The following is a 23,841-nucleotide window of genomic DNA, read 5'->3' as shown; positions in this document are numbered from 1 at the left end:
ACCGGCCCGGAGGCAGAATGGTGATCATGACAACGACGTCGTCCCTCGCCTTCCAGCCGGTCCTGGAACGCATCGCCGAGGAGATCGAGCGCACCCCCGGCCGCGGCCGTGCCGCCGACTACATCCCGGCGCTCGCCGCCTGCGACCCGCGTCGCTTCGGCATGGCCGTCGCGGAACTGGACGGCACGGTGTACGGCGTGGGGGACTGGCGGGAGCCGTTCTCCACGCAGTCCCTCACCAAGGTGTTCACCCTCGCCCTCGACCTGGCCCGCGAGGGCGACGTCCTCTGGGAGCACGTGGGCCGCGAGCCCTCCGGCAACCCCTTCAACTCCCTGGTCCAGCTGGAGTACGAGGCGGGCATCCCGCGCAACCCCTTCATCAACGCGGGCGCCCTCGTCGTCACCGACCGCCTCCATACCCGTACCGGAGACGCGGCCGGCGAGCTGCTCGCCTTCCTGCGCACCGAGAGCGGCAACCCCGGGCTCGACTTCGACGAGGAGGTCGCCGCCTCCGAGTCCGCGCACGGCGACCGCAACGCCGCACTCGCCCATTTCATGGCGTCCTACGGCAACATCGACAACGAGGTGCCGGTCCTTCTCGACCAGTACTTCCGGCAGTGCTCCCTCACCGCCTCCTGCGCCGACCTCGCCCTGGCCACCGGCTTCCTGGCCCGGCCCGGCATCCGCGCCGACGGCAGCCGGCTGCTCACCGGCAGCCAGGCCAAGCAGGTCAACGCGGTGATGCTGACCTGCGGCACCTACGACGCGGCCGGCGAGTTCGCCTACCGGGTCGGGCTGCCCGGCAAGAGCGGGGTCGGCGGCGGCATCATCGCCGTCGTACCGGGCCGCTGCACGCTGTGCGTATGGAGCCCGGGGCTGGACGAGCGCGGCAACTCGGTGGCGGGAGTGGCCGCGCTGGAACGGTTCACCACGCTCACGGGGCTCTCGGTGTTCTGAGCCCGCCCGGCACCCGGCCGGGCGCTCACGCGGCGGTCACACACAGGCTGCCGCCCGGAGGCCGGGACGTCGCTCTGCGGCCACACTGCGTTGACACCCTGTCGGAGTGTTGGCCAAGGCGTTTCCCATCGATCTCCGTCGCTGTCAGGTACTGGGCCTGGCCGGCACGGCCGCTCTCGCGCTCGGCGGCGAGACGGCCGGTGCGCTGCCCGCCCGTGAGCTCCTGGCCCCGTCCTCGGTGCATGCCGTGCTCGGCCTGGTCGGCGTGTACTTCGGGCTGGTGCTGCTGACCGTCGCCTGGATCCTCCTGGGCCGTCTGGTGCGCAGTCTGGATCCGCCGACCCCGCGCGCCCTCGTCCTGGTCCTCGTCGTCTGGGCGGCGCCGCTGCTGATCGCGCCGCCCCTGTTCAGCCGGGACGTGTACAGCTACCTGGCCCAGGGCGCCATGGTCGACGCGCACCTCGACGTGTACGCGCACGGCCCGGCCATGCTCGGCGGTCCGCTCGCCGCCGAGGTCGCCCCGCTGTGGCAGCACACCGGAGCCCCCTACGGCCCGGTCTTCCTCGCCCTGGCCGCCGCGCTGTCCGCGCTGACCCGGGGCGCGCTCTCCGCCGGGCTCGTCGGCATGCGGTGCGTGGCGCTGATCGGGGTGGCGCTGATGACCGCGGCGCTGCCCCGGCTGGCCCGGCACAGCGGGGCCGACCCGGGCGCCGCGCTCTGGCTCGGCGTCCTCAATCCCCTGGTGCTGCTGCACCTGGTGGCCGGCGCCCACAACGACGCGATCATGCTGGGCCTGCTCGGCGTCGGCCTGGTAGCGGCGCTCGGCCGCCGTCCGCTGCTGGGGGCCGTGCTGGTCACCCTCGCCGCCCTGGTCAAGGCGCCGGCCGCGCTGGGTCTCGTCGCGATCGTGGTGCTGCAACTGCGCGCGGGCCGACGGCCGCTGCCCGCCCTGCTGAGGACCGGGGGCGCGTCCGCCGTGACCACGGTCGCCGCGACCGCCGTCGCGGGCACCGGGTACGGCTGGATAGCGGCCCTGGACACCCCGGTCTCCGCGCACAACTGGGCGCTGACCAGCCTGCTCGGCCGCGCCACCCGCGCCCTCCTGGAGGAGCTCGGCAGCGATCTGGCGCCGCTGGCGGTCCCCGTCTGGCACATCCTGGGGCTCGTGGTCACGGCCGTCGCCCTGGTCGCCATATGGTGGCGGCTGCGCCCCCGCCCGGTGTACGCGCTGGGTCTGAGTCTCGCCGCGGTGGCGGCGTTCGGCCCGGCGATCCGCCCCTGGTACGCGCTGTGGGGTCTGTTCCTGATAGCCGCGGCGGCCCCCGACACCTTGATACGGCACCGGACGGCGGCCGTGGCGGGTGTCCTCGCCCTGGCCGTCCTGCCCGACGGGGGCCCGGTGGACGGAGGCCGGCTGCTGCTGGCCGTCTCCGGCGGGGCCCTCGCCGTGGTCGTCCTGTGGCAGGCCCACCTCGCGGCACAGACGCCGACAGCTCTGGGGCGTACCGCATGAGATCCATGGTCCTCCGGGGCGTGCGGCCGCCCCGCACCGATCGCGGCCGCCTGCTGCTGGTGGTCGCGCTGGCCGTCGTCGTCACGGTCTTCACCGCGACCGTGCCCCTGCTCCGCGACTGGTTCGATCTGCGCGTCTACTACGGCACCGTCAACAGCTGGACGCACGACGGCGGCCGGGTCTACGACTACCGGGTGCCGGGCACGCAGTACGGCTTCACCTACCCCCCGTTCGCGGCCGTCGTCATGCTGCCGATGGCGCTCGTCGGCCTGCGCACCGCGATCGTGACCGCCCTGCTGCTCAACCTGGCGGCGCTGGCCGCCGTCGTGCGGGTGGTGGTCGGTCCGCGGTGGCGGCGGTACGGCTGGTACGGCGTCGGCCTCGCCGCCTGCGCGCTCGCGCTGTTCGAACCGCTGCGCGACACCTTCAGCTTCGGCCAGGTCAACGTGCTGCTGCTGGCCCTCGTGCTGACCGACGCCTGGCTGCTGGCGACCGGCCGGACCCGCTGGGCCGGGATCGGCATCGGCCTGGCGGCGGCGATCAAGCTCACGCCCGCACTCTTCATCGGCCTGCTGCTGGTCACCCGCCGTCGGCGAGCGGCCGCCGTGGCCACGGTCGTGGCGGGCGCCGCCACCGGGCTCGCGGCCGTGGTCGCCCCGGACGCCTCCCGCTTCTACTGGACGCAGGCCATGTGGGACACCACCCGCGTGGGCCGGCTCGACTACGTCTCGAACCAGTCGCTCCAGGGCGTCCTGGCCCGGCTGGGCGTCGAGAGCCGGGCCGTCTGGGCGGTGCTGGTCCTGGTGGTGCTGGGCTGGTGGGCGTGGCGGGCCCGGCGGGCGGTGGCCGCGGGGGAGTGGCTCACCGCCTTCGCCCTCACCGGCCTCACCGCCTGCCTGGTCAGCCCGGTCACCTGGGTGCACCACCTGGTCTGGCTGCTGCCGGCCTTCGGCGTGCTGATCCGCGCGGGGCGCCCACGGGTCGCGGGCGCCCTGTACGCGCTGCTGTGCACCAGCGTGGTGTGGCTGTGGTTCGACGACTCGTCGGGCGTCGACGGCTTCCTCGGCAGCAACATCTACACCTGGGTCACGCTGGGCCTGCTGGTGTGGCTGCCGGTCGGTCAGCTTTCCGAGGGCCGGCGGACCACGAGCCTCAGCACCAGCGCCACGGCTGCCCCGCCCAGTGCTGCGGCGCCCACGACGAGCGCCGCCTCCGACCAGCCGGGAGCGTCGCCGACGGCGACCGCGGCGGCCTTGGCGGGCACCGGTGCGGAGCCCGTACCCGGCTCCGCACCGGTGCCCGCCGCCGCACCTGTCTCCGGTCCCGGCTGGGGACGAGGGCGCGGGCGGGCCCGCAGCGCGTCCAGCGAGCCCACCGGATCGACCCGCCCGGCGGCCGCGAACCCCCAGTCCAGCAGCTCGCGCGCCTCCTCGTAGACGGCGTGGCCGCCGCCCGCCTGAGGGTTCATCACCGTCACGACGAGGGTGCGCCCGTCCTGGCGGGCGGCGGCGACCAGGGTGTTGCCGGCGTTGCTGGTGTAGCCGTTCTTGATCCCGATCAGCCCCGGATACGGCTCGACGCCGTCCGCCCCGGTCAACAGCCGGTTGGTGTTCGCGATCTCGTACGACCCGCGCCCGTCGCCCGGGAACCAGGACTCCACGGTGGCGCAGTAGTGCGCGAAGTCCGCGTTGCGCAGTCCGGCCCGCCCGAACACCGCGAGGTCGTAGGCCGAGGACACCTGGCCCGGGGTGTCGTAGCCGTCCGGCGACAGCACATGGGTGTCGAGGGCGCCCAGCGACCGGGCCTTGGCCTGCATCCGGCCGGCCGCGGCGTCCCAGCCGCCGCTGAGCGCGGCCAGGACGTGCACGGCGTCGTTGCCGGAGTTGAGGAACACACCGCGCCACAGGTCGGCGACCTCGTACGTGCGGCCCTCGGCGACCCCGACGAGGCTGCTGCCGGGACCGATGCCCATCAGCTCCTCCTCGCTCACCGTGTGCCGGATCCCGCCCGGCAGGATCGGCAGCACCGTCAGGGCGAACAGGGTCTTGAGCGTGCTGGCCGGGGGCAGTCTGCGGTGCGCGTTGGACGCGGCGAGCACCTCGCCGGTGTGCGCGTCGGCCACCAGCCAGGACAGTGCGGAGACGTCCGGGACCTCGGGCGCGTCCCGGTGGGACCGGACCAGGGTGCCGGAGCGGTACAGCAGGGACGGCCGCGGCACGGTCACCTGTGGCTGCGCGGTCTGCCGCCCGCCGGTTCCGCCGGTTCCGCCCGGCGCTCCGGGGTCCGCGCCGGCCGGGGCCACGGCAGCGGCCGGACCGAGGGCGAGGGCCCCCGCCACACAGAACGCGCAGGCCGTCACAGCGACCCGGGAAGAGAATCCGATCGTCATACGATCAACGTAGGAATGAACCGGGTGTTCCCCCCGCTGCCCGTGCCGGACGCGCTCCACCGAGCACCCGGATGCCGCACGTTCCGGACCCGCTCCGGACCCGCTGCGGACCCGCTCCGGACTAGGCCGTCGGCAGCGTCGGCTGGATGCGGCGCAGGAAGGTCGCGTTGTCCGGGGTCTCGCGCATCCGCTGCAGGAGCGTGTCCAGGTTCGCCTGGCCGTCCCGGGTCTGCAGCGCCCGGCGCAGTCCGTGCACGGGCGTCAACTCGCCGGGAGAGAGCAGGAGTTCCTCGCGGCGGGTGCCGGAGCCGTTGATGTCGACGGCCGGGAAGACCCGACGGGAGGCCGTTTCGCGGTCGAGGCGGAGCTCCATGTTGCCGGTGCTCTTCAGCTCCTCGAAGTAGAAGTCGTCGGCTCGGGAGCCCGTTTCGACCAGGGCGGTGGCGAGGACGGTGAGCGAGCCGCCCTCCTCGGCCGCACGCGCCGCGCCGAAGAACCGCTTGGGGCCGATCAGCGCGGTCGCGTCGACACCGCCGCTCAGGGTGCGGCCCCCGGCGGCGGCCGCGTTGTTGTGGGCCCGGCACAGCCGGGTCAGTGAATCGAGGAGGATCACGACGTCCTCCCCCGCCTCGACGAGCCGCTTGGCCCGCTCGATGACGAGTTCGGCGAGGGCGATGTGCTGCTTGGGCGCCTGGTCGAACGTCGAGGCGTACACCTCGCCGCGCACCGAGCGCCGCATGTCGGTGACCTCCTCGGGCCGCTCGTCGAGCAGCACGACCATCAGCCGTGCCTCGGGATGGTTGCCGGCGACGGCGGCGGCGATCTGCTGGAGCAGCACGGTCTTGCCGGTCTTGGGCGGGGCGACGATCAGCCCGCGCTGGCCCTTGCCGACGGGGGAGATCAGGTCGGCGACCCGACCGGTCAGTCCGGCCGCCGGGTGCTCCAGCCGCAGCCGCTCGTGCGGGTACACGGGTGTCAGGTCACGGAAGTCCCGGCGGCCCCGCAGGGCTTCGGGCGTACGGCCGTTGACGCGTGCGACCTCGGTCAGGGCGCGCTGGGTACCGCGCACCCCTTCCACGAGGTCGCCCTTGCGCAGGCCGTGACGGCGGATCAGCGCGGCCGGGACCTGGAGGTCGGCGGGCGTGGGCAGACAGTCCGCGGAGCGCAGCTGCCCCTTCCCGCTCGTGTCGATGTCGAGGACACCGGCGGCGACCCGGGCCGGAGGCTGCTGCTGTACATGGGGGTGTTCGAGAGTGGTGGTCATGATGGCCGGTCCTTTCACGGACGGAAGGCATGAGGCATGCGAAGAGGGGGAGAGCAGCCGCGAAGGGAGGGCGCACGGCGCGCCTCGGGCGGCGGGAACAGCACCTCGGCCACGGCAGAAACGAACGCCGGTCGAGATGGTGCGGGAAAGCCGCTGCACCGGCCGGAGACGGCGGGTGACACGGCGGAAGGAGAATGAACTGGCACCGGAGCCCGGAACGGGGCGTACACAAGTGCTGATCGCACTGTAGCACAACCTCGGTACTCCGGTCGGTCTCACCACGTTCAACACGACCGGGACGCCGCTTGTTCCCGGCCGCGGCTCCGTCGCCGCCGCATACCAGCCATACGAACCCCCGATGCCCCCGGAGCGACGCATTTCTTGTTCCGGCGAAAGGCCCTCCCTACGCTGCCACCACCGCACTTGGGCGGCATGAACAAGGGACTTGGGCAATCATGGGTCGACTGGCGGGGAAAATCGCCTTCATCAGCGGCACGGGAGCCGGAATAGGACGTGCGGCGGCACTGGTATTCGCGGCGGAAGGGGCGAGTGTATTCGGCTGCGACATCGACGTCGACGGTGACGCGGAAACCGTCGAACTCGTGGCGAAGGCCGGGGGAGTCATGCGCTCCCACGCCCCCGTCGACCTGTCCGCCGAGGCGGGTGCCAAGGAGTGGATCGAGGCCGGCATATCGGCCTACGGCGGAATCGACATCCTCTACAACAACGCCTCGGCGCTGCGGAACGGGCCGTTCGACACCCAGCCCGTCGAGGACTGGTACTTCACTCTCCGCAACGAACTCGACATCCCGTACTTCTGCACCCGCGTCGCCTGGCCGCACCTGATCGCGCGCGGCGGCGGGGCCGTGCTCAACGTCGCGTCGGTGGCCGCCGTGCGCGGCGCACCGTTCCTGCCGATGGTGCCGCACGGCGCCGCGAAGGGCGGGGTGCTGGCCATGAGCAAGCACCTGTGCGCGGCCGGCGCCCCGCACCGCATCCGGGTCAACACCGTCGCCCCCGGCATGACCCGCACCTCGGCCACGGCCCCCTTCCTGGACGATCCCGAGGGCCCGAGGGGCCGGCTGGAGGCCCGGATCCCCGTCGGCCGGATCGCCGAGCCGGAGGACATCGCCCGGGTCGCCGCCTTCCTCTGCAGCGACGAGGCCGCCTTCGTCAACGGCGCCAACCTCATGGTGGACGGCGGCGACAGCGCCATGGCGGGCTGAGCGCACATGGCCACCCGACTCGACCACGTGGGCGTCAACGTGCGTGATCTGGACGCCCAGACCACCTGGTACAAGGCCGCGTTCGGCCTGAAGACCGTCTTCGAGTTCCGACTCGAAGGGCCCGGCCTCAGCGGCGTCGTCCTTGAACACCCGTACGGCTGGCGCATCGAACTGCTCGCCCGCACCGGCTCCGCCCCCGGTCTGCGGGCACCGGATCCGCTGACCGCGGCCCTCACCGAAGGCTATGGGCACTTCGCGGTCACCACCCCCGAACTCGAGCCCGTCCACGCGGCCCTGCTGGCCCACGGAGCGGGCGAGGCCCTCGCACCCGGACCGTCCCCCGAACCCGGAGTGCGCATGGCCTGGGTCACCGACCCAGAGGGAAATCTCATCGAACTCATAGAGCGACTAGAGCGACGGAGTACGGAATGACGAGCGTGCTGAAAAGACTCGACAGGGGAACACTCATAGCCTGCTGTCTGGCCGTTGCCGCCGCGCAGCTGTGCATTACTGTCCCCTCGCCCATCAACGGAGAAATACAGGCGGCATTCGGGGCCTCCGGTTCCCAGGTCGCCTGGGTCACCTCCGCCTTCATTCTGCCCACCGCCATTCTCGAGCTGAATTTCGGTGTGGTCGGCGATCTCTTCGGCCGCAAACGCCTGCTGGTGCTCGGCGGGCTGGTGCTGGCGCTCGGCGAACTCCTCAACGCCACCGCGCAGAGCATCACCATGCTCTGGGTCGGCCAGGCCCTCGCGGGCATCGGCGCGGCCGCGCTCTTCCCCAGCTCCCTCGCGGTGATCGCGGCCGCCACCCCCGACGAGAAGGACCGGGCCAAGGCCGTCTCCACCTGGGCGCTCAGCATTTCCCTCGCCTCGGCCGCGGGCCCGCTGTCCTCCGGGGTGCTCGCCACGGTCGCCGACTTCCGGTGGGCGTTCGTGCCCCCGGTGCTCCTCGGCCTCGTCGTCGCCGTCACCAGCCACCTCATGGTCACCGACTCCAAGGCGCCCGAGGGCCGCGCCCTGGACTGGCCCGGCCAGATCACCGTCGCCGTCGGCCTCACCGCGCTGCTCTGGGGCATCATCGAGGGCGGTGAACGAGGCTGGAGCAGTCCGGCCATCGTCGGCTCCCTCACCCTGGCCGCGGTGTCGCTCGTCGCGTTCGTCGTCGCGGAGAAGCGGGCCGCCTCGCCGATGTTCAACCTCGACCTGTTGAAGATCCCGTCGTTCGCGGCCGCCGCCGTGGTCGCGCTGGCCGGCATGTTCGGCTTCATCGGCACCGCCTACTGCGTCTCCATCCGCCTCGGCGCCGTCATGCACCTCAGCGCGCTGCGGGCCGGCCTGCCGTTCGTGATCCTCCAACTCGTCCCGCTGCTCCTCGCGCCCGTCCTGAGCCGGATGCTCACCCGCGTCGAACCCCGCTGGCTCCTCATGGGCGGTCTGCTGCCGATGGCCGCCGGCCAGTTCTGGATCGCCGCCCTGCCCATCACCACCACCTCCCTGGCCGCCTTCATCGGCCCGGTGCTGCTGCTGGGCGTCGGCTTCATCTGCGTGGTCTCCTCGCTCACCTCCGCCGCCGTGAACGCCGTACCGCTCAACATGACCGGCATGGCCAGCGGCGCGACCAGCCTGGTTCGCGAGTTCGGGCAGGGTCTCGGCCCCGCCGTCATCAGCACCGTCGCCATGAGCGCCGCGTCCGCCGCGCTGGTGGGCAAGTTGAGCGGCGCCGACGCCGGGATGGAGGCGGCCGCGGGACCCCTCGCGGTCGTCAACGCCGGCAGCGACAGCGCCCGCGCGGCCGCTCAGACCGCTCTCGGTCACGGCATGGCCGTCGGTGTGGTGATCTGCGGCTGCGCCTCCCTGCTGGGCGCGTTGGTCACCCTGTTGCTGGTCCGCAAGAGCACCGCACGCTCGACGGTGGCGGCGCCCGCGCAGGCGGCGTCCGTCTAGGACCTTGCGCGCAGCGCAGGCACAGGGGAGAGGCCGGGCGGAAGTCCCGGCCTCTTTCAGGTTTGCCACAGATGTCCCCAGAGGGTAACGATCCGTGACGGTCGGGGACTTGACAGCTATTACTGCACTATCTTCACGTCATGTCCACGCCGCCTCAGCCTCCGCAGCAGCCGGAGCAGCCGTCCGGGGCGCCGGCCCAGCCGAGCGCGTACCCCTATCCGAATCCGCAGTCGCCGGCCCCCGGCGGGCCGTTGGGTTTCCCGCCGGCGGCGCCCGCGACCCAAGCCGGTCAGCAGAGCGTCTATGCCCAGCCGACCCTGGTCGGGCAGCCCGCCCAGCCCCAGCCGGGCAATCCGTACGCCCAGCCGGGCCAGTACCCCGTCGTCGGCCCGCCGCCCAGCGGGGGCGGCGGCGCCGGAAAGGCGGTCCTGTGGGCCGTCGTCGGCGCGGTCGTGGCGTCGGCCGCCTGGGCGGCCGGTGTCTTCCTGGTCAAAGCCGGGAACGACCCGGACCTGCGCGGCTACTCGGCCCCGTCCAACCTCTGCAACTCCGCCGACTACTCGTCGTTCCAGGACGAGTACCCGGACAACGACGGCACCCCGACGCACAACACCCTCGAGGACACCGCCCTCGACCAGGGGTACTGCAGCATCAGCCTGAAGAAGACCGGGTCCAGCTACGCGGACGCATACCTCTCCGTCCAACTGGACCTGCACAAGAAGACCGACCCCGGGCCGGAGTTCACGGCCACCTGGAAGAACTACGACGACAGCCACTCGGGTTACGACGTGGAGGAGGTCACCAACATCGGTGACGAGGCCTACATCGTCAGCGAGGACACCACCAGCGGCACCACCACCGGCTCCCGCTACGCCACGCTCGCGGTCCGCGACGGCTGGGTCACGTACACCATGGGCTACAGCGCCTATCTCTCCTCGTACGACGACGACAAGGACCCGCCGGAGCTCGACGAGGTCATCGACTGGCTGAAGACGGACACGAGGGCCACCCTGGAATCCCTCAGCGACTGACGTCCGCACCCGGCTCGTGTGCGGTGGCCGACCCGCGGTCGGCCACCGGTGCGTCGAGCGCGTTCGTGATCGCCTTCACCCCGCCGTGCGCCGCGTACCCGCCGTCCACGGTGATCTCCGCGCCGTTGACGTACGACGCCTCGTCGGACAGCAGATAGACGACGAGCGGCGCCACCTCGTCGACCGACCCGGCCCGTCCCTGGGGCGTCATCGCCAGATGCGCCTCGACGAACACCGGGTTCGCGGACGTCATCAGCGGGGTCTCGATGTACCCGGGATGCACCAGGTTCGTGCGGATCCCACGCGGCGCCAGCTCCAGCGCGGCCACCTTCGACAGACCCCGCAACGCCCACTTGCTGGCCGTGTACGCGACCGCGTGATGAGCGGTCAGGGCGGCGACTGAGCCCACGTTGACGATGGCGGAGCCGGGCGGCATCAGCGGAGCGAGCGCCTGGATGCCGAGCAGCGCACCGGTCGTGTTCACCGCGAACGCCCGCTCCCAGTCGGCGAGTTCGACCTGCCCGAGCCGGGCCCGCACCGCGATGCCGGCATTGTTGACGAGACCGTGCACGATCTCCAGCTCGTCCGCGAGGGCGGCCCAGTCGTCCGGCGACGACACGTCCAGGCGCCGGTAGCGCACGTCGAGGCCGTCGGCGCGCAGGGCCGCGGCCAGCTTCTCGCCGGGCTCGTCCAGGACGTCGGTCGCGATCACCCGCGCGCCCTCGCGGGCGGCCGCCGTGGCCTCCGCGGCTCCCTGGCCCTGCGCTGCTCCGGTGACGACGACGGTACGGCCCGCCAGACGCGTACGGCTCACGGCTCCTCCATGGGGTGCGGGACTGCTGCCCGTCCACGCTAGGGAGCCGCGGTCAGCTCCACCAACGCGTGTTCGCCATGGCTGGCATCGACGGCGGCGATCACCGGCTCGTCCAGCGACGCGCCCACTCTGCGCACGGTCTCCCGCAGCCAGCTGTGCGCCGGATCCGCGTGCCGGTTGTGATGCCAGTACATGGCCTCCACCAGCGGCACGTCCGGGAACGGCGTCGGGATCACGGCACAGCGCGCGAAGCCCTCGTAGCGCAGCGCCAGCCGCTCGGGCACCAGGGCCACCAGCTCCGTGCCGGCCACCAGGAACGGCAGGACGCTGAAACCCGGGGTGCTGACCTGCACCCTCGGCACGATGCCGAGCGTCTCCAGCTGACGGTCGGTGGGCGTGAGGCTCTTGCCGATCGCGGACGCCGCGTGCGGCATCTCCGCCAGGTCGGCCAGCGACAGCCGCCCGTCGACCAGCCGCCGGTTGTCGGGGTCGACGATGCACACGAACCGGTCGTGCATCACGGCCTCGCTCACGCCGGGCAGCTGGTAGCCGAGCGGCACCACCATCAGGTCGTGGCAGCGCAGGTGCGTCTCCGTCTCCAGCTGACCGTCGACGATCGGGTGCACGTCGATCCGCACGCCGGGCGCCTCCTGTGCGATGACCCGCAGCAGCGGCTCCACCATCACCGTCATCACATAGTCGGACATGACCACGGAGAACCGCTGCCTGCTGCGCGACGGGTCGAAGTGCCGGGTCAGCGACAGCGCCTCCTCGGCCTTGTACAGCGAGGCCTGGACGACGGGCAGGAGCCGCTCCGCGAGCGGCGTCAGCTCGTACTCGCGGCCCATCCGGATCAGCAGCTCGTCGTTGAAGTGGCGGCGCAGCCGGGCCAGCGAGCCGCTCATCGCGGACTGGCTGGTGGAGAGCCGCACACCGGCATGGGTGACGTTCCGCTCCTCCAGGAGAGCTTCCAGCGCCACCAGAAGATTCAGGTCGATCGCTCCGAGACCCACGTATGTCCCCTTCCGGCCGCGCCGCGTCCTTGAAGCTCGGTGGACCGGAGCGTAACCACCGTCGGCGCGGCGAGGAAGACCGCGGGACACAACTCACAGCGATCCGATAGCAGCCATCGAATCCAGGGATACCCGCAGGTCACACTGTTTACGGCCGAGGCGTCCTGCCGCGCTTGCGGGCGCGCGGAAGATACGCGTCCGCACGGCCCGCCACGATCCGGTTGCGCAGCGTGCCCAGCCGCTCCACGGTCAGCTCCACCTCGTCGCCGGGCGTGAGCGGCGCCGGGGTGCGCTCCCCGAGCCGCCCCCAGTGCTCGGCCAGCGCGCCCCACCCGCAGGTGCCCGAGCCGAGGACGTCGCCGGGGCGCACCCACGCGTCCCGGGAGGCGTAGGCGACCATCTCCTCGAAGGTCCAGGAGACGTTGGCCAGGGTGTCCCGGCCGATCAGCTTCCCGTTGAGGGCGACCGTCATCTCCAGGTCCAGGAATCCGTCCGGGTCGCGCCGGTCCGCCACCTCGTCGGCGGTGACCAGGAACGGGCCCAGCGTGTTGGCGAAGTCCTTGCCCTTGGAGAAGCCGAGCCCCAGGTTCTTCTCCGGTTTCTGCAGGTCCCGGGCCGACCAGTCGTTGAAGACCAGGTAGCCGACGATTGTCTCGCGCGCCTGCTCGGGAGTGAGGTCGCGCCCGCTGCGTCCGACGACCGCCCCGACCTCCAGCTCGAAGTCCAGCACCGAGCAGCCGGCCGGCACCGGCACGTCGTCCTGCGCGCCGTAGCCCGCGTGAGGGTTGGTGAAGTAGAAGTTGGGCGCCCGGTACCACTCGTCCGGCACGTGCTCCAGGCCGTCGAGCGCCTTCGACACACCCTCGATGTGCGCCTCGAACCCGACGAAGTCCCGGATCGACGGCGGCTTCAGCGGCGGCAGCAGCCGCACCTGATCCACCCTCAACTCACTGTGCCGCTCCAGCGCTTCGGCACCCGCATCGTGCAGGGAACCCTGTTCGAGGAGCGCCAGGACGGTGCCGCCCTCGGGCAGCGGATGGACGACGCCGTCCCGCACCGCGCCGGCGCGCTCCACGCCCTCGTGCTCGTATGTCGCGAACCGCATCGCTCAACTCTCCCAGTGGTTGGTGTTGGTGACGGCCCCGGCGCTGAGGTAGCCCGCGAACAGGCCCTCGGGGTCCCGGTCGGCCCGTATCTCCTGCAGCCGCCGCCACTGCGCGTCCCCCATGAACCTCAACTGCCGCACGGTGAAGTCGGAGTCGCCGAGGTACTGGCCGACGGTCACCGGCTGCATGGCCGCCATCGCCGAGTCCAGCCAGGCCCGCAGCTCCTTGTCCCGGGCCGGGTCGTCGTGGACGACGTACGTGGCGCAGTAGATCTCCGACTGCAACGAGAAGGCCATGTCCGGGAGTTCTCGCAGGGGAGCCATCGAGAACCAGATGGTGAAGGTCCCCGGCGTCGGGTGCCCGGTGAACGCCTCGCGGATCGCCGGGACCACCCGCTCCGCCGGGCCGGTCAGCCAGGCGTTGTCGACCAGGTACCGGTGGCCCTCCGGGTTGGCGGTGCGCTGGTTCGCCAACTGCTCGGCAAGGGTGGTGGGTCGGGCCTCGATACGCAGCAGCGCCTGCTCGGCGTACGGATTGGCGTGCAGCGGGGCCAGCGCCTGCGCCGCCTGTTCGGGGGTGTCGGTCATCGACACGCCCGTCACCAGCAGCACGGGCGCGTCGGCGCCGGGCGGGGTCTGGGTCAGCGCGACGATCTCCACCAGCTCCGACACCGTGTGGTGCATGCCGTGCAGCCAGGTCATCACCTCGTCGAACAGCTCCACCGGGTAGGCGTGGACCGTGTGCGCGAGATGCCCCGGCAGCGGGCGGGTGCGCAGATGGAAGCGGGTGACGACGCCGAAGAAGCCGGGGCCCGCCCCGCGCGCCGCCCAGAACAGGTCGCTGTTGCGCTCCTCGTCCGCCCGTACCAGCTCACCGTCGGCGGTGACGACGTCGACGGCGACGATGTTCTCCGCCGCCCAGCCCCAGCCGCGCGCGTTCCAGCCCTGCCCGCCCTGCAGCAGGAAGCCGCCGATGCCGACGGAGGGACAGTGTCCGCCGTTGAAGAAGCGGCCGAACCCGCCCAGATACGGGTTGAGTTCATCGCCGCCCTTGACGCTGGGCGTGGCCGTCACGAGCTCGGTGGTGGGATCGTAGGCCAGCTCCCGGAAGCCCCCGAGGTCGATCAGCAGCGCGTCCGCGCGCACCGACCAGGCGGCCCAGCTGTGCCCGCCCGAGCGGACGGCGACCTGCCAGCCGCGCTCCAGGGCGAGCCGGACGCCCTCGACGACGTCGTCCTCAGTCCGCGCCTCCAGCACGGCGGCGGGCAGCCGGTCCGACGGGCGGCGCGCGTTGAAGACCCGCCCGAGGCACGCCTCCTCGAAGCCGTCGTCGCCGGCGAGATGGAGGGTGCCGGAGAACCTGTTCACGGGCGCCCTCACTTCATCGCGATCGGGTTGACGGGCGCGCCCACCGCGCCGGTGACCGGCAGCGGGGCCGCGACCAGCAGGAACTCATGGACGCCGTCCGCCGCGCAGTCCTCGGCGAGAGCCTCCAGGTCCCACATCTCGCCCAGCGGCAGGCCCATGTTGGGGATGGCGATCTGGTGCAGCGGGGACATCGCCGGCTCGGCGAACTCGTGCGGCCGTACCTCCAGACCCCAGGTGTCGGTGGCGATCGCCGCGATCTCCGTACGGTGCAGCCAGCCCAGGGTGGTGAAGGACAGCCCGGGCGCGTCCCCTGCCGCGTAGGCGCCCCAGGAGCCGAGCCGCCGCACCCGGCCGAGCTGGCCGGTCCGCACCAGCACCAGGTCGCCGCGCCGCACGGTGGAGGTGGCGCCCTGCGCCTCGACGGTGGCGCGCAGATGCTCCTCCAGGACGGCGAAGCCGTCGGGGAGCTCGCCGTGTTCGTCGCCGAGGACGCGGCCCACGTCCAGCAGGACGCCACGGCCGGTGAACGCGTCCGCCATGTGCTCGATGCCGGTGACCGAGTCCCCGTCGCCGTTCACGATGGTGCAGGAACGGCCGTTCCACGCCTGCTTGTTGTCGAAGATATGGCCCAGCCCGTCCCACTGCGTGGACGCCTGGAGAGGCATCACCACATGGTCGTCCGCGCCACCGAAGCCGTGCGGGAAGCCCTGGGTGCCCGCGGCCGCGTCGGACCCGGTGTCCTTCATGTAGTGCACGGGGTTGATCCGGCCGCGGAACCCGCGCTGCGGCCCCGCCTCGTTGAACTCCAGGGCGAGGGAGAAGGAACGCCCCCGGCGCACCAGCCCCGCCGCGTGGGCCCGGATCGCGTCGTCGAGGAAGTTCAGCGTGCCGAGCACGTCGTCCTCGCCCCAGCGACCCCAGTTGCGGTACGCGGAACGGGCCTTGGCCAGTTCCTCCTCGATGGGACCGAGGGTCATCGCGGGTGTCCTTTCAGCAGCAGGTCGGTTGCGTTGCCGCCGGCGACGGCCGCCCGGTCGGCCGGGGCGAGGCCGGCGGCGTCCAGGCGGGCCAGCGGGTCGTCGACGCCCATGTCGAAGGGATGGTCCGTGCCGAGCACGACCCGGTCCGCGCCCACCTCCTCCACCAGAGCGCGCAGGGCGCGCGGGGTGTAGACGAGCGCGTCGAACCACATGCGCCGCAGATACGCGCTCGGCGGCTCCGCACAGCCGCGCGCGTCCGCCCGGACCCGCCAGGCGTGGTCCGAGCGCCCGATGTACGTCGGCAGATAGCCGCCCCCGTGCGCGGCCACCAGCTTCAGCCGCGGGAAGCGGTCCAGGACCCCGGTGAAGATCAGGTGCGACAGGGCCACCGCCGTCTCCACCGGCTGGCCGACGGTGTTGCCCAGGTAGTGCGTGGCGAGCCGGTCGCCCAGCGAGCAGCCCCACGGATGGACGAACACCACCGCCCCCAGCTCCTCCGCCGCCCGCCACACCGGGTCGTGCGCCCGGTCCGCGAGTTCCCTGCCGTTCACGGTCGTGGAGACGCTGATGCCGTGCAGCCCGTGCTCGCCGACCGCCGTCTCCAGCAGGGTCACGGCCAGGTCGGGGTGCTGGAGCGGTACCGTGCCGAGCCCGTGCAGCCGCTGCGGCGCCAGGGCGCAGTGCGCGGCGACGGCCTCGTTGACGGTGTGGGCCAGCCGGGCGGCCGTCGCCCGGCCCGTCCAGTAGTGGTGCATCGGCATCGGACCGACCACCTGCGCGTCGACGCCCATCGCGTCCAGGTCGGCCAGCCGCGCCGCCACATCCGTCAACCTGACCCGCAGCCGCTCCAGTTGGGCGCGGTTGACGGCCAGCGAGGCGGACGAGTGGGCGCGCTGTTCGGCGGCCAGCTCGGCGGCGAAGCCGGGCGTGCCCGCGACGATCGCATCGGCGGCCGGGACGGCGAGATGGCCGTGGAAGTCGACGACGGGGTATGCGCTCACACCGCCGCCGCTCACGCCGCCGCCGCTCACGCCGCCGCCGCTCACGCCGCCGCCGTCAGGGAGTGCAGCGTCTCCGACATGATCCGGGCCGGGTCCGCGCCGGGTGTGTCGGGGTGGATCTCCCAGTCGGCCAGCCGCAGCGAGTTCTCCAGCACCATCCGCACCCGCGGCAGCCGCCGGGCCATGAACCGGTCGAGGGCCTGCGCCGGCGGCTCGTCCCCGGTGACCAGCTCGGCCAGCAGCACCGCGTCCTCCATGCACATGGCCGCGCCCTGCGCGATGAGCGGCGGACAGGCGTGCGCGGCGTCGCCGATCACCATCGTCCGGCCCCGGTGCCAGGGCTCGTCCACCAGCACTGCCTCGACCCAGCGATAGTCGACCGCCGTGTCGTCCGGCAGCGCGGCGATGATCTTCCCCCACATGCCGCCGTACCCGGCGCCGCGCTCCCGCAGCAGCGCCAGCGGGGCCCGGGGGCCGATGAGGGAGGCGTCCAGGTTCTCGTCCAGGAGGTAGGCGTAGCAGCGGTCGGCGGAGATCGGGCTGTACCCGGCCTTGAAGCGCGGGCCGCCGTAGTACACCTCGTGGCACACCATCTCCGGCGGCCGTCGCGCGATCACCCGGAAGATCGACATGCCGACCGGGGACGGCTTGGCGCCGATGCCGATCAGCTCGCGCATCCGGGAGTTGATCCCGTCGGCCCCGACCATCAGGTCGTAACGGCCGGTGGAGCCGTCGGTGAACGTGACGTCCACCCGGTCGGCGGACTGGTCGAGGCGGTCCACGCTGAGGCCGAGCCGCACGGTGACGCCGTGCGCGTGCACGGCGTCACACAGTGCGTCCTGCAGATCCGACCGCAGCGCACCCGCGGTCGAGGGCAGGTCCGGCCCCCCGGTGTGCGGAGTGGGCAGCTCCGCGATCAGCGTGCCGTCGGCGCGCAGCAGCCGCAGCACGTCGAACGGCACGGCCCGCTCCAGGACCCGGTCCAGGACGCCGACGGTCCGCAGCGCCTTGAGCGCGTTGCCCTGAAGAGTGATGCCGTGGCCCACGCCGAACCACTGGGGGGAGATCTCGACGAGCTCGACGTCGGCGCCGCGCTGGGCGAGCGCGACGGACAGCACGCTTCCGGTGATGCCGCCGCCGACGACGAGCACCTTCTGTACGGGCATGGGCGATCCTTGCGGACGTAGGAACAGATGCGGGGGATCGGGTTCAGCGCGGTACGGGTGCGTCGTAGTGCTCGACGGCCGGCGGCGCGGCGAAGAACGGCCCGACCAGCGCACGCCAGCGCCCGAAGCGCTCGGACTCCCGGAAGCCCACCGTGTGCGACTCGACGGACTCCCAGCCGACCAGCAGCAGAAACCCCTGCGGCCGCTCGACGCAGCGCAACAGCCGCGCCCACCGGAAGCCGTCGGCCTCCGCGAGCACCTCCCGCGCCGTGCCGAAGACCTCCTGGAACTCCTCCTCCCGGCCGGCCTCGACGGTGAGTTGGGCATGCTCGACGATCACGGCGGACTCCGTTGACTTCCTCGGGACGGGGATGCTCCGAGCCTGGTCGGCGGCCGTGCCGCGGTCAACGGATCGAGGCATCGCCAAGGGGCACGTCATCCATCCCGCACGGCGATGGAGCCCCGGGCGAACGGACGGGCCAGGGGGCCGGCGCGCCGGTGATGGCAGGCATCGCCAACGGCCATTTCCCGACCGGGCGCGCAACTCCTAGCGTCGGGGGAAATCCGATCGGACCGTACGAGGAGAGCCGCCCGTGCCAGACGATTCCCTTCCCACCCACGCCGGGCCCTTCGCGCTCGGCACGTTCCGCGCCGACTCCGCGGTCTTCCCGGGACTGGTCACCGGAACGCGCGTGCGCGACCTGTCCGACCTGGTGGCGTCCGTCCGCGCCCTGGTCGAGGAGTGGGACGCCTGGCTGCCCCGCCTGCACGACCTGGCGGGCTCCGCGAAAGGCCCCTGGCACGACCTGGCCGACCTGCGGGTCCTCGCCCCGATCGCACCGGGGCAGATCCTGCAGAGCGGCGCCAACTACCGCAAGCACGTGGTCGACCTGGTCGCCGCCGAGAAGGAGAGCGTCCACGGCGCCACCCCCGAGGAGGCCCGCGCCGACGCCGAGCAGATGATGGACGAACGGATCCGCAGCGGAGTCCCGTACGTCTTCCTCGGCTCACCGCGCGCGATGTGCGGGCCCTACGACGACATCGTGCTCCCCGCGCTCGGCGAGCAGCACGACTGGGAGCTCGAACTCGCTCTCGTCATAGGGAAGTCGGGCCGCAACATCGCGGCCGAGGACGCCTACGACCACGTCGCCGCCTACACCGTCTGCAACGACCTCACCACCCGCGACCGCCTCTACCGGCCCGACCTGAAGGCCATCGGCACGGACTGGTTCACCGCCAAGAACGCCGACACCTTCCTGCCCACCGGCCCCTTCCTGGTGCCCGCCGCCTTCGTCGGCGACCCGGACGACCTGCGGATCACCCTGCGCCACAACGGAGTCGTCCGACAGGACGAGTCGACCAAGGACATGATCTTCGACATCCCGCGGCTCATCGCATACGTCTCGACGACCACCACCCTGCACCCCGGCGACCTGCTGCTCACCGGCTCCCCGGCGGGCAACGGCGCGCACTGGGGCGTGTTCCTGAAGCCCGGGGACGTGCTGGAGGCGGAGATCACCGGCCTGGGCCGGCAGCGCAACACAGTCAGGAGCGCACCGTGACGACCCTCATCACCCACCTCCGCCATGTCGACCTGGCCGTACCGGACTTCGCCCGGCAACGCGCCTTCTACCGTGACACCTGGGGCCTCACCGAGGTCGCGAACGACGACGGACTCGCCTTCTTCGCCGCCGAGGGAAGCCCCGAGCAGTACGTCGTACGGATCCGCGAGGACGAGCGCAAGCGGATGGACCTCGTGGCCTTCGGGGCGGTGTCGGCGGCGGCCGTCGACGAACTCGCGGTCCGCCTCGGCCGGGCCGGCATCCGACTCATCGGCGAACCCAAGGTGTTGGACACCCCCGGCGGCGGCTACGGCCTGCGCTTCTTCGACCCCGACGGGCGGGTCGTCGAGGTCTCCGCCGACGTCGCCACCCGCGCCCACCGCAGGATCGAGGAGCGCGAGGCGATCCCGGTGCGGCTCTCCCACTGCGTGGTCAACTCCCGGAACCCCGAGGGGCTGCGGGACTTCTATGTCGAGCACCTCGGCTTCCGGCTCACCGACACCCTCTACTCCACGCACATGGGCGACCTCATGTACTTCCTGCGGTGCAGCCCCCTGCACCACTCCTTCGCCATCGCGCGCGGCCCCCATGTCTCCCTGCACCACGCCTCGTTCGAGATGCGGGGCGTCGAGGAGTACATGCGCGGCACCGGCCGGGCGCTGCGCGCCGGGACCCGGCTCACCTGGGGTCCGGGCCGCCATCTCGCCGGCGACAACACCTTCTCCTACTTCCACGACCCGCACGGCAACACGGTGGAGTACACGACCGAACTCGCCGTCCTGGAAGAGGACCTGTGGCATCCGGGCCGCCATGACGTCGACGACCCGATCACCCAGGACCAGTGGGGCACCGCCGACCCGATGAGCGAGTCGGTCGCCAAGGAGCAGTTCAACGACCCGGACGTGCTCTTCACCGCCCCGCCCGTCTGACCTCCCGAGAAAGGCCGCCGTTGTGGCAGAGATCCTGAAGCACGCCGTTCCCAGGGCCGAAGTGGCCGCCTCCCTCGACCAGGTCCGCGCGACCGTCGCCGCAGTCGTCGCGGACGTCCGCGAACGCGGTGACGCGGCCGTGCGCGCGTACTCCGAGAAGTTCGACGCCTGGAGCCCGGACTCCTTCCGGCTCTCCGCCGAGGAGGTCGAGAAGATCGTCGCGTCGGTGCCCGAGCAGGTCATCGACGACATCCGGTTCGTCCAGGACCAGGTCCGCGCCTTCGCGCGCCACCAGCTGGACTCCCTGCGGGAGTTCGAGGTGGAGACCCTGCCGGGCGTGCGGCTCGGGCAGAAGCACATCCCCGTGCAGGCCGCCGGCGCCTACATCCCCGGCGGCCGCTACCCGCTCACCGCCTCCGCCCACATGACCGTCGTCACCGCCAAGGTGGCGGGCGTACCGCGGGTGGTGGCCTGCACCCCGCCCATCCACGGCGAGATCCCGGCCGCCACCGTCGCCGCCATGCACCTCGCGGGCGCGGACGAGATCTGGCTGCTCGGCGGGGTGCAGGCGGTCGCCGCGATGGCCGTCGGCACGGACGCCATGCGGCCCGTGAACCTGATCGCCGGGCCCGGCAACGCCTATGTCGCCGAGGCGAAGCGGCAGTTGTTCGGCGAGATCGGCATCGACCTGTTCGCCGGGCCGACCGAGATCCTCGTCCTGGCCGACGAGCACGCCGACCCGTTCGTCTGCGCCGTCGACCTGCTGTCCCAGGCCGAGCACGGCCCCGACTCGCCGGCCGTGCTGATCACCACCTCGCGCGAGGTCGCCGAGCGGACCCTCGCCGAGGTCGAACGGCTGCTGCCCTCCATGCCCACCCGGGACTTCGCCGGGCCCGCCTGGCGCGACCACGGCCAGGTGCATGTCGTCGACACCCTCGACGAACTGTACGAACTGGCCGACGCATTCGCCTTCGAGCACGTGGAGGTGCTGACGGCCGAGCCGAGGCTCGCGCTGGAGCGGATGACCCAGTACGGCGCCCTGTTCCTCGGCGAGGGCACCTGTGTCTCCTTCGGCGACAAGGTCATCGGCACCAACCATGTGCTGCCCACCCGGGGCGCCGCCCGCTACACCGGCGGCCTGTGGGTCGGGAAGTACCTCAAGACCGTCACCTACCAGGAGGTGACCGACCCCGAGTCCCAGGCCCTGCTCGGCCGGCTGTGCGGGCGGGCCTCCCGGGTGGAGCTGTTCGAGGGCCACGCACGCTCCGGCGACGTACGGGCCGCGAAGGCGGCCAGCGACGAGCTGCCGTGGAACACCGAGTGAGCCTGCGCGGGCGCACCGCCCTCGTCACGGGCGGGGGAGGGCCGCTGGGGCGGGCGTTCGCGCTGGCCCTGGCGCACTCCGGGGCCCGGGTCGTCCTCGTCGGGCGCAACGAACAGGCCCTCGCCGAGACGGCCGACCGGGTCGGCGAAGAGGCGCGCACGGCGGTCTGTGACGTCTCCGACCCCGACTCCGTGAGCGCACTGGCCGTCCAACTCGCCGACGAGGACGTGTCGTTGCTCGTCAACAACGCGGGCGTCGCGGGCCCGGTGAAGCCGCTCACCGACATCGAGCCGGACGAGTGGGACGCCGTGTTCGCCGCCAACGTCCGCGGGGTCTACCTGATGTGCCGGGCCTTTCTGCCGCCGATGATCGCGGCAGGCCGCGGCGATGTCGTCAACGTCGCCTCGGTCAGCGGGAAACGGCCCCTGCTCCACCGCACCCCGTACACCGCCTCCAAGATGGCGCTGCTCGGTCTGACCCGGACCCTGGCCGGCGAGGTCGGACCGCTGGGCGTCGCGGTCAACTCCCTTTCCCCGGGCCCGGTCAGGGGCCCGCGGATGGACCGCAACTTCCGGCTCACGGCCGAACTCACCGGCTGCACCGTGGAGGAGGCCGAACGCGACTTCGCCTCCCGCGCCGCGCTGGGCCGGCTGGTGGAGGAACACGAAGTCGCCCGTGCGCTGGTGGCGATGCTGGCCATGCCCGGTCTGTGCGGAGCCGACATCGACCTGTCGGCGGGGATGGTCGCGCCTGCCTGAGCGCTCCGCTGGAAGTGCCGCGATGTGCCGTCGTTCAGCTGCGGCGCGATCGTGGCTGGTCGCGCAGTTCCCCGCGCCCCTTCAGGGCGCTGCCGAACCGCAGCCGACTTCGCCCGAGCCGTCGTGCCCCCTTTCCGACGGCGGGCCGATCACACTGCGCGACGGCGCACTCGAACCCCTCGGAAGGCAAGCAATGACGCTGATCACCCGACGCTCACGGCCGGCGCGGTCCTGCTCCCGACCACGACTGCCACCGCCACCGCCACCGCCACCGCCACCGCGACCGCAACCGCGACCGCAACCGCGACCGCCACTGCGACCGCCGGTGCGGCGAAGACCTCCGGCGGAACGCTCACGGTCGGCTCCGGCGAGACCTACGAGGTCGCCGCGACCACCCGGCTCAGCAGGCTGACCGAGCTCGGCATCGTCACCAACACCGTGCGGCCCACCGTCAACAACGGCGCGATCGTCCGGCTGGAGAGCGGCTCCGTCTGGACGGTCACCGGCACCTCGTACCTGACCGCGCTGACCCCGGCCGCCGACGCCGCCGTGCGGGCGCCACGCGGCAAGGCGGTCACCCTGACCGTCGACGGCACGCCGACGACCCTCACCCCGGGCACGACCTGCACGGGCGCCCTCACCCTCACCGTCGCCTGACCCCAGGAGGCGGAGCCCGACCTCAGCTCCGCCTCCCGCCGAGCCCTCGTGCTCCCGAAGCGGCGGGCCGTCGTAAGGTGGCACGGATGTTCAGCCCCGAAGGCCCCACCCTGCGTGAGCTCGCCGTCCAGGCCCTGTCGTCCGTCGAGCACGGCTACGACCTTCTCGCGCCGAAGTTCGACCACACGCCGTTCCGCACCCCGGACTCCGTCCTGGACGCGGTCACCTCCGCGCTGAAGGAGTCCGGCCCGTACGCGGACGGCCTCGACCTGTGCTGCGGCACGGGCGCCGGGGTCGACGTCCTGGCCACGGTGTGCCGGAGCAGCGTGACCGGGGTCGACTTCAGCGCGGGCATGCTCGACGAGGCCCGCCGCCGGGCCCGTCCGACCGGGCCGCGGGTGTCCTGGGTGCGGGCGGACGCCCGCGCCCTTCCCTTCGCGGCCCGCTTCGACCTCGTCGTCAGCTTCGGCGCGTTCGGGCACTTCCTGCCGCGCGAGCTGCCGGGCCTGTTCGCCCAGGTGCACGGCGTGCTGCGGCCGGGCGGATCCTTCGCGTTCCCGGTCCTCGCACCGCCGCGGCCGTCCTCCCCGGCCTTCTGGATGCTCCTGGGCTTCGACGCCGTGATGCGGGTGCGCAACGCCGTGTGGCGGCCGCCGTTCGTGATGTACTACCGGGCCTTCCGGCTCGGTGAGGTCCGGCGCGCACTGGAGCGCGCCGGATTCCGCGTGGACCTCCGCGCCCTGCCCGAGTTCGGCACGCGGAGCGACGGAAGTCCACGGGTCCGGTTGGTCGAGGCGCGACGGGCGGACTGAGCGGCCCCCGGCCCCCCGGCCCCCCGA

22 protein-coding genes and 1 pseudogene are annotated in these 23,841 nt (G+C 72.4%); 13 read left to right on the top strand and 10 right to left on the bottom strand.

What is annotated here, in order from left to right; translation table 11 throughout:
- Positions 1-17 precede the first annotated feature (17 nt).
- The 3 genes from ABZ725_RS38110 to ABZ725_RS38100 all read left to right on the top strand — a co-directional run bounded on the left by ABZ725_RS38110 (position 18) and on the right by ABZ725_RS38100 (position 3,905).
- Positions 18-956 (top strand): glutaminase, encoded by a 939-nt coding sequence (locus ABZ725_RS38110; protein WP_358806980.1) that lies wholly within the window; start codon positions 18-20, stop codon positions 954-956.
- 106 nt (positions 957-1,062) lie between these two features.
- Entirely contained in the window at positions 1,063-2,469 is a 1,407-nt protein-coding gene (mptB, locus tag ABZ725_RS38105) for a polyprenol phosphomannose-dependent alpha 1,6 mannosyltransferase MptB (protein ID WP_358806979.1), read from the top strand.
- A gap of 20 nt (positions 2,470-2,489) precedes the next feature.
- On the top strand, positions 2,490-3,905 hold the full coding sequence (locus ABZ725_RS38100) for a glycosyltransferase 87 family protein (RefSeq protein WP_358807043.1): 1,416 nt from the start codon (positions 2,490-2,492) through the stop codon (positions 3,903-3,905).
- A 35-nt stretch (positions 3,906-3,940) separates the two neighbouring features.
- On the opposite strand, the pseudogene ABZ725_RS38095 reads toward ABZ725_RS38100, so the two are convergent.
- Positions 3,941-4,858, bottom strand: a pseudogene (locus ABZ725_RS38095) (D-alanyl-D-alanine carboxypeptidase); the annotation flags it as partial.
- Positions 4,859-4,979: 121 nt separating this feature from the next.
- Complete coding sequence (gene rho / locus ABZ725_RS38090; RefSeq protein WP_358806978.1) at positions 4,980-6,122, bottom strand: transcription termination factor Rho; 1,143 nt, start codon at positions 6,120-6,122, stop codon at positions 4,980-4,982.
- A 455-nt stretch (positions 6,123-6,577) separates the two neighbouring features.
- Here rho and ABZ725_RS38085 point away from each other — a divergent pair, with 455 nt between their 5' ends.
- From ABZ725_RS38085 to ABZ725_RS38070, 4 genes are all read left to right on the top strand, one after another.
- Positions 6,578-7,348, top strand: coding sequence for an SDR family oxidoreductase (locus ABZ725_RS38085; protein ID WP_358806977.1), 771 nt, complete (start codon positions 6,578-6,580; stop codon positions 7,346-7,348).
- 6 nt (positions 7,349-7,354) lie between these two features.
- Positions 7,355-7,780 carry a VOC family protein gene (locus ABZ725_RS38080; RefSeq protein ID WP_358806976.1) on the top strand — a complete coding sequence of 142 codons (426 nt, stop codon included), beginning with the start codon at positions 7,355-7,357 and terminating at the stop codon, positions 7,778-7,780.
- On the top strand, positions 7,777-9,294 hold the full coding sequence (locus ABZ725_RS38075; RefSeq protein ID WP_358806975.1) for an MFS transporter: 1,518 nt from the start codon (positions 7,777-7,779) through the stop codon (positions 9,292-9,294). The genes ABZ725_RS38080 and ABZ725_RS38075 overlap by 4 nt, the downstream gene beginning before the upstream one ends.
- Before the next feature lie 140 nt (positions 9,295-9,434).
- Positions 9,435-10,325: a hypothetical protein gene (locus tag ABZ725_RS38070; RefSeq protein ID WP_358806974.1), complete on the top strand. Its 891-nt coding sequence runs from the start codon at positions 9,435-9,437 to the stop codon at positions 10,323-10,325.
- Here ABZ725_RS38070 and ABZ725_RS38065 read toward each other — a convergent pair.
- From ABZ725_RS38065 to ABZ725_RS38030, 8 genes are all read right to left on the bottom strand, one after another.
- Positions 10,315-11,139: an SDR family oxidoreductase gene (locus tag ABZ725_RS38065; protein ID WP_358806973.1), complete on the bottom strand. Its 825-nt coding sequence runs from the start codon at positions 11,137-11,139 to the stop codon at positions 10,315-10,317. The genes ABZ725_RS38070 and ABZ725_RS38065 overlap by 11 nt on opposite strands.
- A 38-nt stretch (positions 11,140-11,177) precedes the next feature.
- Entirely contained in the window at positions 11,178-12,152 is a 975-nt protein-coding gene (locus ABZ725_RS38060; protein WP_351911965.1) for a LysR family transcriptional regulator, read from the bottom strand.
- 148 nt (positions 12,153-12,300) lie between these two features.
- The gene (locus ABZ725_RS38055; protein ID WP_358806972.1) at positions 12,301-13,257 is read right to left on the bottom strand and encodes a fumarylacetoacetate hydrolase family protein; all 957 of its coding nucleotides are present in this window, start codon (positions 13,255-13,257) and stop codon (positions 12,301-12,303) included.
- 3 nt (positions 13,258-13,260) lie between these two features.
- Positions 13,261-14,625 (bottom strand): FAD-binding protein, encoded by a 1,365-nt coding sequence (locus ABZ725_RS38050; RefSeq protein ID WP_358806971.1) that lies wholly within the window; start codon positions 14,623-14,625, stop codon positions 13,261-13,263.
- An 8-nt stretch (positions 14,626-14,633) separates the two neighbouring features.
- Positions 14,634-15,602 (bottom strand): cyclase family protein, encoded by a 969-nt coding sequence (locus ABZ725_RS38045; RefSeq protein ID WP_358806970.1) that lies wholly within the window; start codon positions 15,600-15,602, stop codon positions 14,634-14,636.
- Positions 15,599-16,606, bottom strand: coding sequence for an amidohydrolase family protein (locus ABZ725_RS38040; RefSeq protein ID WP_358807042.1), 1,008 nt, complete (start codon positions 16,604-16,606; stop codon positions 15,599-15,601). Before ABZ725_RS38040 ends, ABZ725_RS38045 begins: the two co-directional genes overlap by 4 nt.
- Positions 16,607-16,647: 41 nt before the next feature.
- A complete protein-coding gene (locus tag ABZ725_RS38035; RefSeq protein ID WP_358806969.1) occupies positions 16,648-17,772 on the bottom strand; it encodes an FAD-dependent monooxygenase in 1,125 nt (374 codons plus the stop codon).
- A gap of 43 nt (positions 17,773-17,815) precedes the next feature.
- The gene (locus ABZ725_RS38030; RefSeq protein WP_358806968.1) at positions 17,816-18,112 is read right to left on the bottom strand and encodes an antibiotic biosynthesis monooxygenase; all 297 of its coding nucleotides are present in this window, start codon (positions 18,110-18,112) and stop codon (positions 17,816-17,818) included.
- 253 nt (positions 18,113-18,365) lie between these two features.
- Here ABZ725_RS38030 and ABZ725_RS38025 point away from each other — a divergent pair, with 253 nt between their 5' ends.
- The 6 genes from ABZ725_RS38025 (at position 18,366) to ABZ725_RS38000 (ending at position 23,814) form a co-directional block, all read left to right on the top strand.
- Positions 18,366-19,334: a fumarylacetoacetate hydrolase family protein gene (locus tag ABZ725_RS38025; protein ID WP_358806967.1), complete on the top strand. Its 969-nt coding sequence runs from the start codon at positions 18,366-18,368 to the stop codon at positions 19,332-19,334.
- The gene (locus tag ABZ725_RS38020; RefSeq protein ID WP_358806966.1) at positions 19,331-20,263 is read left to right on the top strand and encodes a VOC family protein; all 933 of its coding nucleotides are present in this window, start codon (positions 19,331-19,333) and stop codon (positions 20,261-20,263) included. The genes ABZ725_RS38025 and ABZ725_RS38020 overlap by 4 nt, the downstream gene beginning before the upstream one ends.
- A gap of 22 nt (positions 20,264-20,285) precedes the next feature.
- Positions 20,286-21,587, top strand: coding sequence for a histidinol dehydrogenase (gene hisD, locus ABZ725_RS38015; protein ID WP_358806965.1), 1,302 nt, complete (start codon positions 20,286-20,288; stop codon positions 21,585-21,587).
- Positions 21,572-22,345: an SDR family oxidoreductase gene (locus ABZ725_RS38010; RefSeq protein WP_358806964.1), complete on the top strand. Its 774-nt coding sequence runs from the start codon at positions 21,572-21,574 to the stop codon at positions 22,343-22,345. Before hisD ends, ABZ725_RS38010 begins: the two co-directional genes overlap by 16 nt.
- 123 nt (positions 22,346-22,468) lie before the next feature.
- A complete protein-coding gene (locus ABZ725_RS38005; RefSeq protein WP_358806963.1) occupies positions 22,469-23,002 on the top strand; it encodes a hypothetical protein in 534 nt (177 codons plus the stop codon).
- A gap of 86 nt (positions 23,003-23,088) precedes the next feature.
- Positions 23,089-23,814, top strand: a complete 726-nt coding sequence (locus ABZ725_RS38000) for a class I SAM-dependent methyltransferase (protein WP_358806962.1) — start codon at positions 23,089-23,091, stop codon at positions 23,812-23,814.
- The last annotated feature ends 27 nt before the right edge of the window (positions 23,815-23,841 follow it).

This window comes from Streptomyces sp. NPDC006872 (assembly GCF_040635845.1).
Lineage (GTDB): Bacteria > Actinomycetota > Actinomycetes > Streptomycetales > Streptomycetaceae > Streptomyces.
Note: the sequence above shows the minus strand (reverse complement) of the source record. Positions and strands in the feature narration are given on the sequence as shown.

Excerpts from the sequence above, each read along its gene's own strand:
- ABZ725_RS38110 (WP_358806980.1), top strand. The coding sequence starts at position 18 with ATGGTGATCATGACAACGACGTCGTCCCTCGCCTTCCAGCCGGTCCTG.
- rho (WP_358806978.1), bottom strand. The coding sequence starts at position 6,122 with ATGACCACCACTCTCGAACACCCCCATGTACAGCAGCAGCCTCCGGCC.
- ABZ725_RS38085 (WP_358806977.1), top strand. The coding sequence starts at position 6,578 with ATGGGTCGACTGGCGGGGAAAATCGCCTTCATCAGCGGCACGGGAGCC.
- ABZ725_RS38080 (WP_358806976.1), top strand. The coding sequence starts at position 7,355 with ATGGCCACCCGACTCGACCACGTGGGCGTCAACGTGCGTGATCTGGAC.
- ABZ725_RS38075 (WP_358806975.1), top strand. The coding sequence starts at position 7,777 with ATGACGAGCGTGCTGAAAAGACTCGACAGGGGAACACTCATAGCCTGC.
- ABZ725_RS38070 (WP_358806974.1), top strand. The coding sequence starts at position 9,435 with ATGTCCACGCCGCCTCAGCCTCCGCAGCAGCCGGAGCAGCCGTCCGGG.
- ABZ725_RS38055 (WP_358806972.1), bottom strand. The coding sequence starts at position 13,257 with ATGCGGTTCGCGACATACGAGCACGAGGGCGTGGAGCGCGCCGGCGCG.
- ABZ725_RS38045 (WP_358806970.1), bottom strand. The coding sequence starts at position 15,602 with ATGACCCTCGGTCCCATCGAGGAGGAACTGGCCAAGGCCCGTTCCGCG.
- ABZ725_RS38035 (WP_358806969.1), bottom strand. The coding sequence starts at position 17,772 with ATGCCCGTACAGAAGGTGCTCGTCGTCGGCGGCGGCATCACCGGAAGC.
- ABZ725_RS38000 (WP_358806962.1), top strand. The coding sequence starts at position 23,089 with ATGTTCAGCCCCGAAGGCCCCACCCTGCGTGAGCTCGCCGTCCAGGCC.